19 protein-coding genes are annotated in these 18,555 nt (G+C 53.3%); 7 read left to right on the top strand and 12 right to left on the bottom strand.

Annotation, left to right across the window (positions count from 1 at the left end; all coding sequences use genetic code 11):
• Positions 1-44 precede the first annotated feature (44 nt).
• The 6 genes from mgtE (at position 45) to FHS30_RS02970 (ending at position 6,076) form a co-directional block, all read left to right on the top strand.
• A complete protein-coding gene (gene mgtE / locus FHS30_RS02995) occupies positions 45-1,403 on the top strand; it encodes a magnesium transporter (protein ID WP_183908158.1) in 1,359 nt (452 codons plus the stop codon).
• Between the two features lie 94 nt (positions 1,404-1,497).
• Positions 1,498-2,460: a sensor domain-containing diguanylate cyclase gene (locus tag FHS30_RS02990; RefSeq protein WP_183908156.1), complete on the top strand. Its 963-nt coding sequence runs from the start codon at positions 1,498-1,500 to the stop codon at positions 2,458-2,460.
• Positions 2,461-2,555: 95 nt separating this feature from the next.
• Positions 2,556-3,287, top strand: a complete 732-nt coding sequence (locus FHS30_RS02985; protein WP_183908154.1) for a TSUP family transporter — start codon at positions 2,556-2,558, stop codon at positions 3,285-3,287.
• A gap of 77 nt (positions 3,288-3,364) precedes the next feature.
• The gene (locus FHS30_RS02980; protein WP_183908152.1) at positions 3,365-5,137 is read left to right on the top strand and encodes a DUF885 domain-containing protein; all 1,773 of its coding nucleotides are present in this window, start codon (positions 3,365-3,367) and stop codon (positions 5,135-5,137) included.
• Between the two features lie 97 nt (positions 5,138-5,234).
• Positions 5,235-5,684: a hypothetical protein gene (locus FHS30_RS02975; protein WP_183908150.1), complete on the top strand. Its 450-nt coding sequence runs from the start codon at positions 5,235-5,237 to the stop codon at positions 5,682-5,684.
• Entirely contained in the window at positions 5,681-6,076 is a 396-nt protein-coding gene (locus FHS30_RS02970; RefSeq protein WP_183908148.1) for a thiol-disulfide oxidoreductase DCC family protein, read from the top strand. Before FHS30_RS02975 ends, FHS30_RS02970 begins: the two co-directional genes overlap by 4 nt.
• 96 nt (positions 6,077-6,172) lie before the next feature.
• On the opposite strand, the gene FHS30_RS02965 is transcribed toward FHS30_RS02970, so the two are convergent.
• From FHS30_RS02965 to FHS30_RS02950, 4 genes are all read right to left on the bottom strand, one after another.
• Positions 6,173-6,391: a TIGR02450 family Trp-rich protein gene (locus tag FHS30_RS02965; protein WP_183908146.1), complete on the bottom strand. Its 219-nt coding sequence runs from the start codon at positions 6,389-6,391 to the stop codon at positions 6,173-6,175.
• A 102-nt stretch (positions 6,392-6,493) separates the two neighbouring features.
• The gene (locus tag FHS30_RS02960; protein ID WP_183908144.1) at positions 6,494-7,102 is read right to left on the bottom strand and encodes a YhgN family NAAT transporter; all 609 of its coding nucleotides are present in this window, start codon (positions 7,100-7,102) and stop codon (positions 6,494-6,496) included.
• A 187-nt stretch (positions 7,103-7,289) separates the two neighbouring features.
• The gene (locus tag FHS30_RS02955; protein ID WP_183908142.1) at positions 7,290-8,114 is read right to left on the bottom strand and encodes a substrate-binding periplasmic protein; all 825 of its coding nucleotides are present in this window, start codon (positions 8,112-8,114) and stop codon (positions 7,290-7,292) included.
• Between the two features lie 265 nt (positions 8,115-8,379).
• On the bottom strand, positions 8,380-9,117 hold the full coding sequence (locus FHS30_RS02950; RefSeq protein ID WP_183908140.1) for a substrate-binding periplasmic protein: 738 nt from the start codon (positions 9,115-9,117) through the stop codon (positions 8,380-8,382).
• A 258-nt stretch (positions 9,118-9,375) separates the two neighbouring features.
• Here FHS30_RS02950 and FHS30_RS02945 point away from each other — a divergent pair, with 258 nt between their 5' ends.
• On the top strand, positions 9,376-9,780 hold the full coding sequence (locus FHS30_RS02945) for a DUF1761 domain-containing protein (RefSeq protein WP_183908138.1): 405 nt from the start codon (positions 9,376-9,378) through the stop codon (positions 9,778-9,780).
• Between the two features lie 213 nt (positions 9,781-9,993).
• On the opposite strand, the gene FHS30_RS02940 is transcribed toward FHS30_RS02945, so the two are convergent.
• The 8 genes from FHS30_RS02940 to FHS30_RS02905 form a co-directional block, all read right to left on the bottom strand.
• Positions 9,994-10,530 carry a GNAT family N-acetyltransferase gene (locus FHS30_RS02940; RefSeq protein ID WP_183908136.1) on the bottom strand — a complete coding sequence of 179 codons (537 nt, stop codon included), beginning with the start codon at positions 10,528-10,530 and terminating at the stop codon, positions 9,994-9,996.
• Positions 10,531-10,607: 77 nt separating this feature from the next.
• Positions 10,608-11,327, bottom strand: coding sequence for a heparan-alpha-glucosaminide N-acetyltransferase (locus FHS30_RS02935; protein ID WP_183908134.1), 720 nt, complete (start codon positions 11,325-11,327; stop codon positions 10,608-10,610).
• A 56-nt stretch (positions 11,328-11,383) separates the two neighbouring features.
• Positions 11,384-11,857 (bottom strand): YybH family protein, encoded by a 474-nt coding sequence (locus FHS30_RS02930; RefSeq protein ID WP_183908132.1) that lies wholly within the window; start codon positions 11,855-11,857, stop codon positions 11,384-11,386.
• A 57-nt stretch (positions 11,858-11,914) separates the two neighbouring features.
• Positions 11,915-12,772, bottom strand: coding sequence for a CopD family protein (locus FHS30_RS02925; RefSeq protein ID WP_183908130.1), 858 nt, complete (start codon positions 12,770-12,772; stop codon positions 11,915-11,917).
• Positions 12,772-13,158 (bottom strand): copper resistance CopC family protein, encoded by a 387-nt coding sequence (locus FHS30_RS02920; protein ID WP_183908128.1) that lies wholly within the window; start codon positions 13,156-13,158, stop codon positions 12,772-12,774. Before FHS30_RS02920 ends, FHS30_RS02925 begins: the two co-directional genes overlap by 1 nt.
• Before the next feature lie 2 nt (positions 13,159-13,160).
• A complete protein-coding gene (locus tag FHS30_RS02915; RefSeq protein WP_183908126.1) occupies positions 13,161-16,286 on the bottom strand; it encodes an efflux RND transporter permease subunit in 3,126 nt (1,041 codons plus the stop codon).
• Complete coding sequence (locus FHS30_RS02910; protein WP_183908125.1) at positions 16,283-18,034, bottom strand: efflux RND transporter periplasmic adaptor subunit; 1,752 nt, start codon at positions 18,032-18,034, stop codon at positions 16,283-16,285. Before FHS30_RS02910 ends, FHS30_RS02915 begins: the two co-directional genes overlap by 4 nt.
• A gap of 81 nt (positions 18,035-18,115) precedes the next feature.
• A complete protein-coding gene (locus tag FHS30_RS02905) occupies positions 18,116-18,505 on the bottom strand; it encodes a hypothetical protein (RefSeq protein ID WP_183908123.1) in 390 nt (129 codons plus the stop codon).
• Positions 18,506-18,555 lie beyond the last annotated feature (50 nt).

The raw sequence follows: 18,555 nt of genomic DNA, 5'->3' as shown, positions 1-18,555 counted from the left end.
GCCAGTGTTCCTACAATCTCGCCACCACCCGAGCAGGAAACCCCATGGATCAGGCCGAACTTCGCACGCACCTTGTCAACCTAGTGGCAGAGCCCGACAAGCACCAATTGCGGGCTCTGCTGGCACATCGCCATATCGCGGATTTGTCCGATGCCATGATGGATTTCAGCCCCAAAGAGGCAGCTGTGCTGCTGGACTTACTGACCCTGCACGACCACGCCGAGGCGTTTTCCTATATGTCGGAAGAGCGCCAAGCGATGATTGCGGCGGTGATGCCTCGCAATGATTTAGCGGCACTCTTTTCCCAAATGGAGTCTGACGAGCGCGCGGATTTGTTCAACCGCCTGACCGAGGAGCAGCGCCACGCCGTTCTACCGGGCCTGGCGCAAGCCGAACGCGAGGATGTGCGCCGGCTTGCCAGCTACCCGGAAAAGACCGCCGGCGCCCTGATGACCTCGGATTACGCCACCCTGCGCGCCCACTGGACCGTCAAAAAAGCGCTGCTGCGCATTCGCTTAGAGGCACCCGACAAAGAGACCATCTACCAGGTGTATGTGGTGGACAAAGACCGCACGCTGCGCGGCACCCTGTCACTGAAACAACTGATTCTCGCGCGCCCGGACGCCACCATCGCCGAGCTCATGCTCACCGATGTCGTGAGCGTGGCGGTGGACGAAGACCAAGAGAAAGTGGCGGAAATTGTGCGCCACTACGACTTGCTCGCAGTACCGGTGTTAGACGCCGAGCAAAAGCTGGTGGGCATCATTACCTACGATGACGCCATGGATGCCTTTGTGGAAGAAGCCACGGAGGATGCGCAAAAGAGTGCGTCGGTGGCGGCATTGGGTTCATCCTTTAAAAACATCGGCTTGGGGCAGCTTTACCTCAAGCGCATTGGCTGGTTGCTAATGCTGGTGTTTGGCGCGCTGTTTTCCGGCGCCGGCATCGCCTTTTTTGAAGACATCATTGCCCAGCAAGTGGCCTTGGTCTTTTTTCTGCCCTTGCTGGTTGGCAGTGGCGGCAACGCCGGCTCGCAGGCGGCGGCCTTGATGATTCGCGCGCTCGCCACCGGTGAAGTGCAGATGCGCGACTGGCTGGGATTACTGGGCCGGGAGATCATCGTGGCAGGCGCGCTGGGGCTGACCCTGGCGCTGGCGGTATCGGCACTCGGCTGGTTGCGCGGTGGGCCAGAGGTGGCCGTCATCGTCGCCGCGGCCATGGTCTGCGTGGTACTCACTGGCTCGCTGATTGGCCTGTGTCTGCCCTTTGTTTTATCCAAGATCAAGTTGGATCCGGCCACCGCGTCGGGCCCCTTGGTGACCACCATCGTGGATGCCACCGGTGTCATTATCTATTTGGGGTTTGCCCAACTCGTGCTGAGCGGGAGCCATTCGCTGTTTTAGGGCCGAGCAGCCGCCGCCATCTTGGCTATGCTCAATTCCTATGGCTGACTTAGAGAACACTCAGCGCCCCGTTCAACCGGCATAGGAACCCAGCATGATCGCGCCCGGCACGCCCCCAGACGAATCCGAACGATTGGCGAGCCTGCGCGGTCTCAATCTACTCGATACCGCCCCCGAGGAGCGCTTTGACCGGCTCACGCGCATGGCTAAGCGCCTGTTTAATGTGCCCACCGCGCTGGTCAGTCTGGTGGATTGCGACCGACAATGGTTCAAATCCAGGCAGGGCTGGGATCTTCGTGAAACCCCGCGCGACATTTCGTTTTGTGGCCACGCCATTATGGGCGACGACATTCTGCTCATCCCCAACGCCTGCGAAGATGAACGTTTTCACGATAACCCCCTCGTAACCGGCGCCAGTGCCATCCAATTCTACGCTGGCTGCCCACTCAACATTCAGGGCAGCAGCGGTCTGGGAACCCTGTGTGTCATGGATCAGCGCCCGCGCAATTTTAGCGATGACGATCTAACGCTGTTGCGCGATTTGGCAGCCATGGCAGCGCAAGAGCTAGAATCCTGCGCAACCAATACCGTGGATGCGTTGACTCAAATCTCAAATCGACGCGGCTTCACAGCACTGGCCGCACACGTGTTGAGCCAATGCAAACGCAAAGATAATCCCGCCACCTTGCTGCTGTTTGACCTCAATGGCGTCAATCCCATCAACAGCAATTTTGGCCACGCTGAGGGTGATCATGCACTGGTCGCCTTCGCCACGCTAATGCGAGAAGTATTTCGCGAATCGGATATTTTTGCGCGCTTCGGTGGCGACAAATTTGGCGTGCTCTTGACCGACGCCAATGATGCCGGCGCCGCCATTGGCCTCGATCGCTTCAAGAAAGCCCTGACCCAATACAACGCGCAAGAACTCCGGGGTTACGATATCCGCTTTAGCGTTTACCGACTCAGCTATAACCCAGAAACTTACCAGGATGTGGCAGACCTCATGGGCGCGGCCGACGCCACTTTTATCGACCAGAAGGGTCACAGCCAGCGCTGATTGAAGCACCCTTTGTTTAAAACAAGGCAAGTAGATTTGCAGCACCCCGCCCTTTCCAGCACTCTAGTCGCCCCATCACTCGGTGCGAGGTTTACGTGATTTACGATCCAGTATTTTGGCTACTCGGCAGCGTGGGCGTCATTCTAACGGGCATTTCTAAATCGGGCTTTGCCGGTGGTGCGGGCGTCGTGGCGGTACCGTTGCTCGCCTTGATCATGCCATTGCCGCAAGCTGCCGCACTGATGCTGCCCGTGCTGTTAGTCATGGATGCCAAAGCCATTCACTACTACTATCGCGAAACCCATTGGCAAAGCGTGCGCGCGCTACTGCCCGCAGCGGCCGTGGGCATTGCGCTGGGATCCTTGGGCATGGGCAAATTGTCGGATGCCACTTTACAACTGATATTGGCCGCACTGTGCATACTCTTTGGCTTGTGGGCACCACTCGCGCAGTGGTTTGCGCGCCTAAAAGGCGCGGCGTGGCTTTGGGGGGCAATAGCAGGCACAAGCTCCACGCTCATTCACGCCGGCGGGCCACCCCTGAATATTTATTTGCTGGGGCGCGCACTGCCCAAATTGCAGTGGTTGGCAACCGCCAGCATTTTCTTTGCGGTACTCAACGCCATAAAAGTGATTCCCTACGCTTGGCTCGGTCAATGGCATTTAGAAACCCTAACCTTGTCGCTGGCCATGCTGCCCATGGCGATGCTGGGTATTTGGATTGGCAAACGCATTGCTTTGCGCATCAATGACGCTGCGTTCATGAGGTTTTGCCGTGTATTACTCGTAGCTTCAGGCGGTTTGTTGCTGCTTAAAGCCATGCTATAGCGCGAGCGCGTTCACTGGATTCAACTTGCTCGCACGCCGTGCTATGGTGCCGGCTTGGCATATTTTGGAGTCCACCCATGCACACGTTATTTCATCGCCGTACTTTGTCGATCGGTCTGTTACTCAGCTTTCTGCTCTCATTCAGCGCGACGCAGGCCAGCACATCGGGCGACGAAGCGCTAGCAATAATCATTGAGGATCACTGGCAATACAGTCTCACTGAAAACCCGATTATGGCGGGCCGCATGGGGATCGCGGGTTACAACGATCGACTACCGGGTGTCACCGCGTCGGATCGCGAGCGCCGATTGAAATCCGAACGAAAATTATTATCGCGTTTAACAGCGCTTGACGAAAAATCACTCTCTAAACAGGCCGCCGTCAATCGTCAATTACTGAGCTGGGTACTGCAAAACAGTATTGAGGCCAATGAATTATTTTTAGATCGCATTCCACTCAATACTTTTTACAGCTTTTACGCAGAAGCGCTCGAGGCCAGCAGCGGTTTGGCCATGCGCACCGAGCAAGACTACCGCGACTACATTGCCCGCATTCGCGACTTTGGTCGCTATTTTGATGAACACCTCGCCAATATGCGCGCGGGCATAGCCAGTGGTTTTGTGTTGCCAAAAATCGTCGTCCAAGGTATTGCGCCAACGGTGCGCGCACAAGTCTATGCCGATCCAAAAAACAGCAGCCTGTACAAACCCTTCACCGAATTGCCCAGCAGTTTAAGTGCAGCCACCCAACAAAAACTACAAGCTGAAGGCGCGCAAGCCATCGCCGACGTGGCCATGCCGGCCTTTGCGCGAGTGGCTGAATTCATGGAGGGCGACTATCTGGCTGCGGCCACCGACAGTCTAGGTGCAGAGCAATTACCGGGTGGCAAAGACTACTACCGCCACGCCATTCGCACCTACGTCACCTTGGACATGGCGCCCGAGAAAATACATCAAATTGGTCTGGCAGAGGTTAAGCGCATTAAAGCCGAAATGCAGGCGCTGATTAAAGAGTCCGGTTTCACTGGTGACTTTAATGCCTTCACACACTTCCTGCGCACCGACCCTCAGTTTTACGCAGAAACGCCCGAGGCGCTGCTGAAAGAAGCCGCCTACATCGCCAAGCGTGCCGACTATAAGCTGCCCGCATTTTTCAACCGCTTACCGCGCATGCCCTATGGCATCGTACCCGTGCCCGAAGAAATTGCACCCAATTACACCACCGCCTCATACAACCCCGCAGCCATCGGCGGCGTGCGCGGCGGCGCCTATTGGCTCAACACCCACAACCTAGACCAGCGCCCCTTGTACGAGCTGTCTGCACTAACGCTGCACGAAGCAGTGCCCGGCCATCATCTACAAGGCGCGCTATCGCAGGAGCTAGAGAATGTGCCCAACTTCCGACGCAATCTTTACCTGAGTGCATTCGGCGAAGGTTGGGGTCTCTATGCTGAGCGCCTCGGTATCGAAATGGATATGTACCAAACGCCCTACGAGAATTTTGGCCGCCTGAGCTACGAGATGTGGCGCGCCTGTCGCTTGGTTATCGATACCGGCATCCACTCCCAAGGCTGGAGCCGCCAGCGTGCGCTGGACTTTTTAGCCGATAACACATCGCTCTCCAAAGACAACGTGCGCGCCGAAGTTGACCGCTACATCTCCTGGCCCGGACAGGCGTTGTCGTACAAGATGGGCGAGATAAAGATTCGCGAATTGCGCGCGCAGGCCGAACGGCGACTGGGTAAATCCTTCGATATTCGCGCCTTCCATGATGCACTCTTAAGTGACGGCGCCCTTCCCTTAAGCATGCTAGAAAATAAAATGTTGCGCTGGATAGAAGCGCAAAAGTAGAGCGATGTACCTCGGCTGAACTCGCTGCGTCAGCCGGGGTCCATTAAATCACGCAAGCAAAGCCATCCAAGTGTGTGTTCGTTCCGTAATACAAGGCATGAATCACACTTACTCATCTCGCGCCAATACCCAAGCAGCATCGCTGTTTACGACCTATATTGTGGCCTACTTGGGGCTAATTCCCTTTATGGGCGGGCTAACCGTGCTCGCCATTAGCGAAGATGCTCAGCCCGGCTTATTGGTCTTTTGCAGCTACAGTACGGCCCTTACCACCTTTCTTGCCGGCAGCCTCTGGCAGCCTCAGAATTCAAACCCTGCCCTATCCATCACCTCGACCCTGCTGGTGGTACTAGCGGTTGGGGCGCTATTTTTAAGTCTCACACGGCCAGTGCTTGGGCTTATTTTGCTAGCGATCTGCGTTTACAGCACGTTTTTTGCCGAGCGCTTTGCCGGACGCTCCCCAGCCTACGTGCGCATGCGTGGCCGGCTAACAACAAGTGTTTTACTGTTGCACGCGCTGGCTATCTATCTGGTACTTCAGCTATGAGCAAACTGACCATCTTTTACGACAGCCTGTGTCCTTTGTGTGTGCGCGAAATGCGCTGTTTACAACAGCGAGGCCAGGGGGTATTGGACTTTGAAGACATACATCAAGAGGACTTTACCGCGCGCTTTCCGAACATAGATGTTGCTGAAGCAAACAAAATACTTCACGCACAAACGCCAGACGGCACTTTGCTGCTAGGGCTAGATGTAACTGCCAGAGCTTGGGCGTTAGTTGGAAACCCATTGTTCAAGGTGCTGCGTTGGCCGCTGATAAAACCTGTGGCCGACGCCACCTACCGCGTTTTTGCCAAGCATCGCTATAGGATATCCTACTGGCTAACTGGGCAAGCGCGGTGTGACACTTGCGCCAGAGTATGTGACAAACAACAGTGATTAGTGCGCAGAGTAATAGCGCCAACAGCTCGTCGGAATTTAACTGCGTAAGAAGTTTTGTGATGCATCATGGCGGCCGCTTGCGCCCTAGCCACATCACCGCCAGCCCTGCGCCCACACTGTATCGTCTTTAAGTTCATGCCAATGCATGGATATCTGTCGGCCGCTAATGACTGCCTCAATTACGCATTCTGTAACGACTTCATCTTCATCATAGTTCATCTTGACCACTAAAAAATGGCGCTCTTTATTAGTGGGTTTTAATGCCGTCCATTTACTGAGCAGCAACTTTCTGGGGTTTATCCTGTGAGGCATTGAATTCGCACCTTGTGGCAACCGCCGACCAAACCGCATGAACGACGTATCTCGCACTGGGTTTAAGTACGTACTCGCGATCCTTGTGGATGACAGCTAGCGCTAAGGTGTTGTGAGGCTGAGCACGAATTCTCTAATACCATTGAGCAACATTTGGGTGGCCAATATCACCAATATCATTCCCATCAATCGCTCAAGTGCGCGTGAGCCCTTGGTGCCAATGACTTTCATAATCAATGGCGAAGCCAATAACAACGCCGAGGAACCCAGCCAGGCCAACAACAGTGCAACACTCCACTCAGCGATTTTTTCAGGTTGGTTTGAACTGAGTAACAACAGCACGGCTATGGTTGAGGGGCCCGCGATCATAGGCACGGCGAGCGGCACGATAAATGGCTCGTCAGATTCCGTGCTTTCCCCGCTATCGTGGGTCACGGGAAAAATCATACGCAACGAAATGATAAACAACAAAATACCGCCCGCAATATTCAACGACGGCTGAGTCAAACCAAGAAATGCGAGAATGGCATTACCCGCAAATAAAAACAGCACCAAAATGATGAGTGCGATGATCAATTCGCGCGCTAACACCGGCGTTCGGCGTTTTACATCTAACCGAGACAATACGGCATTGAATATCGGCACATTGCCGAGTGGGTCCATAATTAGAAATAGCGTAACCGCCGCTGGCGCGATGTCTGCCCAATGCATTGATCATCTCCAATGTCATCAATGTTATTCACTAACCCTAGCGCGCTGAGATCGCTAACATCCACATAAGTGAGTTCAGCATGATATGGCACGGAGTTGTGAGTGTAGCCGAGTTCGCACAAAAGGAGATCAAGCCGAACAGTGGCAACCCACTGCATATGGCGCATGAATGGAGCCGCTGACGGCGTTATGGCGTACCCATACCCTCAGTAGCCTTGCCCTCAGTACCCTTGCCCTCAGTACCCATCCCCTCAGTAGCCATGCCCTCAGCACGCTCAAGCAGTATTGCGTCAATGGCCCACTGCATGCGCTGAACTAACGCATCGTCTACGTCAAGACTAAAGGCAAAAAAGTAATCGTTTTTCTTGAGCAGATATACAGCTTCGTAGTCATCTACATCTATGCCCGAATCGGTTAGACTTTGACGCCAACCGTCTTCTCCAAATGCCCAGAGGTCGATCCGGCCGGCTTTTAACATCTTGCCTAAATTGTCCACGCTAGAGGTCAATGTGATGGCGCGCGCTGGCACACCCAGCTCCCGCAAATAGGCTTCACCCACGTCATCGCGCACGGCCCCAACGCGGTGTTGAAAAATATCAGCGGGCTTGGTGATTTGAATGGATTGCGCCCTTCTCGCCACCAAAACATATTTCTCTGTTCCGGTAGGTCCCGCCCACTTAAATAGCGTTTCCCTCTCCTCGGTACGAATCGTATTGAACAATACAGTGGTGGGCCCCTCGAGTGCATTGCGGTAAGCGCGCGCCCACGGCTGAACGAGAATGGCATCTCGCGTTATTGGGCTGCCAGCCCGTGCGGTGGCCGCCAATAACAAGTCCACCGCGGGGCCCTTGAGGACACCGTCCTCCAGGTAGTTATAGGGTGGACTGTGTTCCGTGATATAGCGTAGCGAGCTGAGCGTCGATGGCTGCGGCTGCTCGGCACACACCGAAGTGGTAGCCACTATAACCATTAGCCCAAGAAAGAATCGAATAGCCACCTGCACAGATTGCATACTTATCCGTCAAGCACCAAAGATAAACTGAGACTATCGCATACAGCGAAGAGGTGAAAATAGTCGGGGAGGCGCCAAAAAAACATTATACATGGCCAGTTTATAGTTATTGGAATCCGGCGATTGTAGACCACCGAACTAAAGCTGACCAGTAAAAATAGTGATCGCCAACTGCATGAAATTTATTTCGCATTTAGCGGTAATAATTGCGATTTATCAATAGTACTTTCGCCCGAATCTAACAAAACCTGCGCAAAATATTGGACTATTTTACAATATCTAATTGGGCGCTCTTTTCGTTCAGCAGCCGATTCAACGCCCCTTGAAATTCATTCACTAATGTTGGCGGGACATCCAGGCTAAAGGCAAAGTAGTATTGCCGCGCGGGAAAGCGGTAAATGACTTCGAGACTGTCTGGATCAATACCCGACGCTATTAGGCCTCTATGCCACCCCTGCTCACCGAACACCCATGTATCGATTCGTCCGGCCAGAAGCATTTTGCTTAAGCTCTCTACCTGGTGAGCTACCACAATATTTTCGGGATCTAAACCGAGCTCCAGTAAAATTTCATGACCGACATCATCTTTGACAGCACCAATTTTTAAATCTCGCAGCTGATCAACATGCGATAAGGAGAAGGCCCGATCTTTAGGGCCTATCAACACGTCGTGTTCGGAGGCTATGGGGCCCACCCATTGAAATTTGGCTTCACGTTCTGGCGTGCGAATCGTGCTAAATAACACGGCATTTGGCCCTGCCAATGCCCGCCTAAATCCCCGCGCCCAAGGTTGCACGCGAATATCCTTTCTCAGTACAGGGCTGCCCAAGCGCTCACTCGCAGACAACAACAGTTCCACCGCTGGGCCCTGAAGTCGGCCCTGCTGTATATAATTTAACGAGGCATCACTTTCGGTAATAAATACCAATTCATTGAACTGCTGCGCACAGAGCGGCAGGCTCACGGCATAGGCAAGACAGCCGATCATAAATCGCTTTAACAACTTGGCCCCCTGCATAGCTGTGCCCCAGTTTATTGTTTTAACGTCCAATCATACGCTGATAAGCGCCACGATGTGAATTTGCACGACAATCAAAGTCTAACCAGCCATCCATTTATTCAAAATAGATATATAAACGCAATGCAATTAGCAGGTACCGCCTGTGATACCTTTGGCACCATAGGTATCATTTTCACCTTGGCACGCGCCTGTCGCGCACGCGCTTCAACCCATGATCTACTAATAACAAAGGAATCACTCATGGACCTATCAGCACTCAACATATACGCCATTTTGGTCGCCGCGGTTTCAAGTTTCGCGCTCGGTGGTATCTGGTATTCACCGCTACTCTTCGGAAAAAGCTGGATGGTGGAAACTGGGCTTACTGAAGAAGATGCCAAGAAGCAAAACATGGCCAAGACCTTCGGCTTGGCGTTTTTAGCCAATCTGGTCATTGCGTTTAATCTGGCGATGTTTTTAGGCGCAGAAAGCACCCTGCACACAGGCCTGTTTTATGGGTTTTTGGCGGGGTTTGGCTGGGTTGCCATGTCGCTGGCCATCAACGATTTATTTGAACAGCGCTCATTTAAATTGTTTGCCATCAATGCCGGCTTTAACACCGTCATCTTTACTCTGATGGGCGCGATTATTGGTGCCTGGCATTAGGTAGAAAATGCGCCTATACCATTCTTTGCGCGCGGGGCACCGGCTCCATAGCGCGCTGAATAATCTTTAGAAGATGTGCAAGAGTGACACCGCTTAAGGAAAAACCATTAATAGTGACACCATTAACAAAGACATCACTAATAGTGTCACTCTTGCACGCCTATATCGAACACCATTAATAGCGTCACTCTTGCACGCCTATACCGAACACCATTAAACGGGTTTAGCGTAGTAAACCACTTCTGCATCCCCCAAGGGATCGCGATGCAAATCTGTTTTTAAATAGCGCATACCCAACTTTTCCATTACTGCAATTGATGCAGTATTTTCGGGCACAGCAATGGCCGATAGCGTGGCAACGTCGGCCTTAGTACTAAACGCAGCCGCGATTGCGGCTGCGGCTTCAGTGGCGTAACCCTTACCCCAAGTTTCACGCTTAAAGCGCCAACCCAACTCTAAATTTTCCCAATCCGGTGTTTCGGAAAAGAAACCCATGGGCCTCACCAAGATCCAGCCGATGAATTGTTGATCTTCGGACAGCAGCACCTTCCAAATTCCCCAACCCTTTTCCGGATTGCGATATCGCATCATGCGTGGAATCATTACGTTGTCTATATCCTGCCGCGACGTTGGCGAGCCACCATTGATATATTTCATGACTTCCGGGTCTTGATCCAACTCAAACAGCAGTTCGGCATCATGTACACCCATGAGTGAATAACTGAGACGAAGTGAGTTCGGAATCTGCACGCCAATGCCTTAATAGGTTAGTTAATTACACGGGATTATGGGTGGTTAGCTCAACAGCCCAATGGCATTCAATACTGTCACAAAGACCCTATCCAATAAATACTGCCCACCAAAATTGGCTGATGGATCAAATATATAACCAGGCTGTGCTTGCCCGGCCAAACACACCAGCGAGGAATGCCAACATAGGATAGAGGGTCTGAGGTCAACCAACGGCTATGCGCGATAAAGATTCCAATCCACACCACGCCCAGCCACGGAATGAGCGGCACCCAGTCATTTGAGTTGATTGGCATTACGTTTGGCCAGGCGTTATGGGCATAGTGAAACGGCCAATAACTGGGCCACCAATCCAACCCGTGCCCTAACAGCATAATGAGTCCGGCCAACAGCGCAATTCTGGGCATGCGCATTAAAGGCAGCGCGAGCAGACTGGCAACTAGGATAAAGTGCAAAACACCAAAGTAGATCCAATTATTGGGAAATAACAGCAGTGACATTGTGGTGACGAGCAGTGCACCCACAAAAACCTTTGCTTCACGGCGCCAAAACTTCTGCCAGCGAATAGCCCTTACATGAGCATATACCAGACCGATCCCTACGCAGATAAAAAATAGCGTGAGAATGAGGTAGCGGAATTCGCGCCAACCCGGCCCGTTAGGAATATCCCATGATAGATAGTCAAAATATTTCAGGTCGTAAATAAAATGAAATATCACCATCAACACAATCGCTAGGGTGCGAGCAATATCTACAGTGACATTGCGTGCGCTGACGTGTGCTCCATACGGATCCATTTTACCCACGTTTGTATCCTTAGCTTTATGCTTTGTTCAAACCACCCCCACTGGGGTTACTTTCGAGACCAGTGGATATGCGAAATCTTCCAGCCCGATGTTGTCTTCACCAAGTGAAGCGTCTCAAACCCCAATGAGTCAATCGCTTTTTCTTTATAGGTGCCAGTGGTATGTGTGCGCCTACTAGACACTGCAGTGTCACCGTAGATATCTACCTTGTGCTCCAATATTTTCTGCTTCATTTGCTTCAAGAATTTCATATCTGACAGCATATGATGGGAGGCATATTGGTCGGCGGAGCGCTCAACGCCACCCTCAAAGATTAAAACGTCATCGGCCAGCAGTGCCCGTGCCGTCGCAACATCGCCCGCTACCAAGGCAGCATGAAATCGCGTCACCGTTTTAGCGGGTGCGCTATCGACTCCCACAAACAATGCGGTATCGACCGTGGATTTGTCTCCGTGACCATACACTGGCAGGAGCCAAGTGGCTGTAATCAACGCCACAAAAATTACACACAATGCTTTCATAATTCTTCCTCAGTTATTAACTTATGTAGCTCAAATGCCAACTGCTAAGAATATTTTTTAACCGTGATGGGCCGGTCCCACCACAGTGGTCATTAACGCCAACACAGCCAACAAAATCCAGCCGGCCAATGTCTCTATAGCAACAGTTACCCGAATCGCCTTGAGATCAATGGCCATTGCTTCGCCGGCTAAACGCGGCACGGCAACAAACTTATGCCACGCCCCCAGCGCAAGGAGCACTAGCGTTAGCGTGAGCTTGGTTGAGAGCAGTTGACCATAGCCGGTGCTAATCATTGCCTCAGGCGTGGCGATAACCGCTAACACCAAAATGACACCGACAATTAGCAGAAGTACGAGCGGCACGGTGGCCAGCTCACCAAAGCGTTTCAGCAAGCGAGCTTGTTTGACCGACGGCTGTTCGCGCACCAATAAATAAAACGGAAATAGGCACCCCAGCCACGCCAAACCAATCGCCACATGAACTAGCAACAGTGTGCGCAACCAAATTGGCTGTTCAACTAAATGACCGCCGAGCGCAAATGCCGCCACCAGCAGCACACTGGCGATGGCTAACAACAGCGCTCGAGATGTTGTGAACCACACGGCGTAAACAGCCAATAGACTTCCCGCCAACCGCAAGGCCGTGCTATCGCCCCAATGGGTTTGCCAGACAATAGATAACATCAACCTATCAAACATGCCGGACCAACCCGCTTCCGCCAGCGCTCCGGCTTGAATAGGCAGGATCAATACACAGGCCAAAAGCAGTACACCGCTGCACACGCGAAGCCATAGCAATAGCGCGCGCGACCAATGGCCACGCAATTGATGCAGCAACCATGCGCCCAATACTGAGGCTGTGCCCAGCAACAACAAAAATTTATTGAGCGCTGCGGCAATTAACCAACTGTCCATTATTCGGCTGCCGATTCACACAGATAGAAAAATGGAATATTGCCGCTCATTTTATGGCCATCGGCGCCCATGGCGATCCAGCGTAGAGTCCAATCGCCGCAAGTCAATGAAGGCATCGGCAATTCATATCGCGCCTCAGCGGCTGATGCGGGCGTCACCGACATCGCTGCGCGATCGCCGTTGGCGTCACTCAATGTCAAGCCCACTAAACGCACAGGGCCACTAAAGTGCAACACAATGGCTTCAGGTAGCGTCGCGTGAGTAGACTTTGCCGCTGGCACACTCTCTTTCAAACCCGTATGCGCGCTTGCGCCGGTTGATGCCAACAGCAACACAGTGCCCACTATTAAAAACTGCTGAGCAGAATTACGTAAAAAATTAAACATCACTAATCTCCAGAGGATAGGAATTTAAGTTGCTGCGAACGCCACAACAAATACACCACGGGCAGCACAAATAACGTCAATAGCACCGAGCTGACCATACCGCCCACCATGGGCGCCGCCAGACGGCTCATAATTTCCGAGCCGGTGCCCGCGCCATACATAATCGGCACAAGACCCGCGATGGTGGCCACAGCGGTCATCAACTTTGGTCGCAAGCGCAACACCGCACCGGCGATCACCGCGTCTCGCAAATTGGCCAGATTGGGTTGCTTATGCTCTGCGCGCATTTGTAACCACGCGTGATCTAAATACACCAACATAATCACGCCGGTTTCCACCGCCACGCCCGCGAGCGCAATCATGCCCACCCCCACGGCCACCGAAAAGTGAAAGCCCAACACGTGCATGAACCATACACTGCCCACTAAGGCGAGTGGCAAGGTGCCCATGATCATCGCCACCTGCGCGGCGTTTTTGAAACACAGATACAACAGAATCACGATGATCAACAAGGTAAAGGGTACTAAGTACTGCAACCGGGCTTTGGCTCGCTCCAAGTATTGGAACTGGCCTGCCCAGCTCAGTGAATAACCCGGCGGCAATGACAGTTGTTGACCGATCAATTTTTTTGCATCAGCGACATAAGTGCCCACATCAACACCGGCGGTATCGATAAACACCCAGCCGTTTAAGCGCGCATTCTCACTTTTAATACCACCTGCGCCCTCTTCCACTAAGATTTCGGCAACGTCACCCAGCGCTATGTGCTGCCCGGCCGGCGTCACTATCGGCAGCAATGCCAGCTGCTCTGGCGAATCGCGGTAGTGTTGCGGGTAGCGAATATTTACGGGGTAGCGCTCTTGCCCCTCCACGGTCTCTGTTACGTTCCGGCCTCCTACGGCGGTACCGATCACCTGCTGCACATCGCCAATATTTAAACCAAAGCGCGCGGCCTTTTCGCGATCGATGTCAATTTTAATGTAGCGCCCATTGGCCACGCGCTCTGCGTACACCGACGCCGTGCCCGGCACCTCGGCCAACAACATTTCCAATTGCGTACCTATGCCTTGAATCACTGCAAGGTCGGGCCCCGCCACTTTAATGCCCACCGGCGTTTTGATGCCGGTGGCCAACATGTCGATGCGGGTTTTAATGGGCATCACCCAGGCGTTGGTGACGCCCGGAAAACTCACCAAGCTATTGAGTTCCTGCTTAAGACCGTCGAGCGTCAAGCCGGGCCGCCACTGATCGCGGGGTTTTAGCTGAATAAACGTTTCGATCATGGTGAGCGGCGCGGGATCAGTGGCGGTATCGGCGCGACCCACTTTGCCGAATACCGTTTCCACTTCGGGCAGGGTTTTAATGAGCTTATCGGTTTGCTGCAATAATTCGCGCGCCTTGCCGATAGAAATGCCTTCGTAGGTGGTGGGCATATACATTAAATCGCCCTCATCCAATTCCGGCATAAATTCACTGCCCATGTGTTGCAAGGGCCATAGACTCGACACCACCAACAACAAAGCGGCTATCAAGGTGAGTTTTGGGAATTTCAATACCGCCGTCAACGCTGGCAGATAGACGGCACTGAAGCCTCGGTTGATGGGGTTTTCCGATTCGGTGCGCACGCGCCCGCGAATGAAGTAACCCATTAACACTGGCACCAAAGTGATGGCGAGTGCGGCGCTGGCAGCCATGGCATAGGTCTTGGTGAAGGCCAAGGGCGCGAACATGCGCCCTTCTTGGGCCTCCAATGTAAATACCGGAATAAAACTGACGGTAATAATCAACAAACTAAAAAACAATGCGGGCCCCACTTCCACCGCACTTTGGGTCACCAGTTGCCAGCGATTGTCTTTGGTGATGGGCGTGCGTTCCATGTGTTTGTGCATGTTTTCAATCATCACGATGGCGCCGTCAATCATGGCGCCAATAGCAATGGCTATGCCGCCGAGCGACATGATATTGGCGTTCAAGCCCTGCCAGTGCATGATGATGAACGCCACCAGAATACCCACCGGCAAACTGATCACCGCCACCAATGATGAACGCACATGGAACAAAAACAACACGCACACCAGCGCCACCATGGCCAACTCTTCGGCTAACTTGTGCCAAAGGTTTTCCACCGCGCGCTCAATCAGCGCAGAGCGATCGTACACCGTCACGATTTCTACGCCGTCCGGCAAACTCGGCGTGAGCATCGCCAAGCGCGCCTTCACGGTATCGATGGTCGTTTGTGCGTTTTCGCCAAAGCGCATGGCGACGATGCCACCCACCACTTCGCCTTCACCATCGAGTTCCGCCACGCCGCGGCGCATGTCGGGCCCCAGTTGTATCTCGGCGACATCGCGCAGCAATACCGGCGTGCCCTTGCTGTTGACGGTAAGGGGGATGGTTTCTAGGTCGGCAATGTTTTTGATATAGCCCGTGGCGCGTAGCATGTACTCCGCTTCCGCCATTTCGACCACACTGGCGCCAATTTCTTGATTGCCGCGCTCTATGGCCGCTTGCACCATAGCCAATGGAATCCCAAAGGCGCGCAGCTTTTGTGGATCAACTTGCACCTGATATTGGCGCACCATGCCGCCGACACTCGCCACTTCCGACACGCCCGGCAGCGATTGCAATTCGAACTTTAAAAACCAATCTTGCAGGCTGCGCAGCTGACTTAAATCGTGCTGACCGGTGCGGTCAACCAACGCGTAAATAAAGACCCAGCCCACACCCGTGGCATCCGGTCCCAGTTGTGGCGTTGCACCTTCAGGCAAGCGCGGTGCCACCTGGCTTAAATATTCCAATACCCGCGAGCGCGCCCAGTAGAGATCGGTTTTTTCATTGAAGATGACATACACATAACTGTCGCCAAAGAATGAAAAACCGCGCACGGTTTCCGCACCCGGCACCGACAACAACGCCGTGGTCAACGGGTAAGTCACTTGATCTTGAACCACCTGTGGCGATTGACCGGGGTAGGACGTCTTTACAATGACCTGCACGTCCGACAAATCCGGGATTGCGTCTACCGGTGTGTGTTTGACCGCGTATAGCCCTGCACCCACCAGCATCACCGTGGCCAACAACACTAAAAATCGGTTGCCCACAGACCATCGAATAATGGCGGCAATCATAGGCTACCTCCATGCTGACTGTGATCCATGGGCGCGGCGTCTTGGCGAGTGGTCGACAAAATTTCCACTAGGGTGAACTCACCCTCGACCACGCGAAAACGAAACCGAATTTTTTGGCCCACTTTAAGCACAGATAAATCAACCTCCTGCGCCAACAAGAAATCTAAAGTAGCCGCTGGGCGATTCCATTTGGCCACGGGGCCACGACTGATATTGGCAGTGCGGTTTTTACGATCCAGTTGATTGATCACGCCGTCGACCTCGGCAATATGTTGATCTGCTGATCGGTGCGCGGTGTTTTCTTTCATCATGGCATTGGCACCGCCCATAATGTGCGTGCCGGTAATTTCGAAACCATCGCCAGACTTACTAATTTCCATGTGCAGGCGGGTACCCGCCTGTAGCGGTTTGATATCAACGGAATCTGCCACCGAAAAATCCATGGTCATGGCCGGCCAATCCCACTCCTTCACCGGATCGTGGCTCGCTGTCACCGTGCGACTTTGACTATCAACGGCAACTATTTCACCGCCCACCCACACAGAGGCAACACCCGCCACGGGGCTCATGCGCAAAAAGTCAGAGCTTTTCGACGATTCGGAGTCCAGTAAAAATTGCGCAGAGGTCACCACCCGATCGCCGGCCGCTAAACCGTCTTTGATTTCGATAAATTGCGTGTCGACGCGTCCCAACTGCACGGCAATGGATTTAAAGCGACCCTCGCCCAAATCCAGTACTACGCGATTTTGGTCGCCGGTGCGAATCACCGCTTCGCGTGGCACAGTTAACGCGGCCTTACCGGCATCGCCCTCAATAACCAACTCGGCAAACATATTTGGTTTTAACAAACCGGCCTTGTTGTTAAAGCGAATCCGTACCGGCAGCGTGCGGGTGTCGGCATTGAGCGTGGGGTAGATGTAGGCCAACTCGCCACTGAATTGTTTGCCGGGTAGATGCGGCACTGTGATATGAACTTTCTGACCGGCGCGCAAAAAATTGACTTGGCGAGCAAACACATCGGCGGCAATCCACACCGTATCTACCGCACCAATGCTAAACAGGGTACTGCCCGGCTGCACGAAGAAACCTTCGCGGATAGACAGCGCCTCCACCACTCCACTTTGCGGGGCAAAGTAGGTAATGGTGTGGGTCACCTTGCGGCGCGCCACCAAATCTTCAATGTGTGTTTCCGCCACCTTCAGTGCGCGCAAACGATTTTTGGCTCCGGTGATTAAGCGCTCCTCACCGCGCTGCAACGCCAACAACAAATCTTCTTGGGCGTTGACCAACTCTGGCGAATACAGATCGTACAGGGGTTGACCTTTTTGTACGGGATCGCCTTCGGCTTTGACATACAACTTTTCAATCCAGCCCTCCACCCGGGGGTGCATATGCACCAACTTGTCTTCGTCGTACCCCACATAGCCCACCGTGGTAATGCGAGCACTCAATACCCGCGCTTCGGCCGTCGCAGTACGCACGCCCAAATTATTTTCCACCTCAGGACTGATACGCACAGTGCCAGGCGCATCCTCTGTGGCAGCTTCGTCGTACACGGGTATCAAATCCATTCCCATGGGCGACTTGCCCGGGCCATCGCGGCGGTAATTTGCATCCATAGGCGCCACCCAGTAGAGCGGTTGCTTTTCTGCGTTTGCGGCGGAGGTGTCAACCTGCTGCGAAGACCACAAGCCGACGACGACAGCGCCCAGAGCAATGCCCAGCGCGAGGGTAAAAAACGTTTTCATGGTTTGCCTCTAATCGATTGCCATTGCAATCACACACATTATTCGGGCCAGTGGCCAAATTTCAGACGGACTTAGAGTGTGTTAGGTGAGGCGGGGTGGGTGGTAGAGGTTGTCACCCACGTGTGCGGGCAGCAGTTCGAGCCATGCAAAGTCAGCGTGAACCTGAGTAAGCGGAAAAGTGATTGGCACCTGTTGCACCAAGCCAAAGGGGATCCCACATTGACTCATATCGCACCCTAAACTGTTATCGCAACAGGTGCTGGTCGATGTTACATCCTCTTGGGCCGCGTCTGGCATCGCGTGGTGGGCATGTGCATCAGTCATGGCGGCAGCCGCCATTCCCTGCATTACAGGCTCACCACCGTGAGATTGACCCTCGCCCATGGCGCAGGGCTGCACAGCCGCCATAAGCTGCGAGCCATAGGCCAGCAACAGGGCAAACATTACAACTTGGCGCAACCAACGTGGCATAGGTTCAAGTATCAATCGTTAGACGAGCGGCCATCATAGCCGGACTTACT

It is taken from the genome of Simiduia aestuariiviva (assembly GCF_014192475.1).
Lineage (GTDB): Bacteria > Pseudomonadota > Gammaproteobacteria > Pseudomonadales > Cellvibrionaceae > Simiduia > Simiduia aestuariiviva.
Note: the sequence above shows the minus strand (reverse complement) of the source record. Positions and strands in the feature narration are given on the sequence as shown.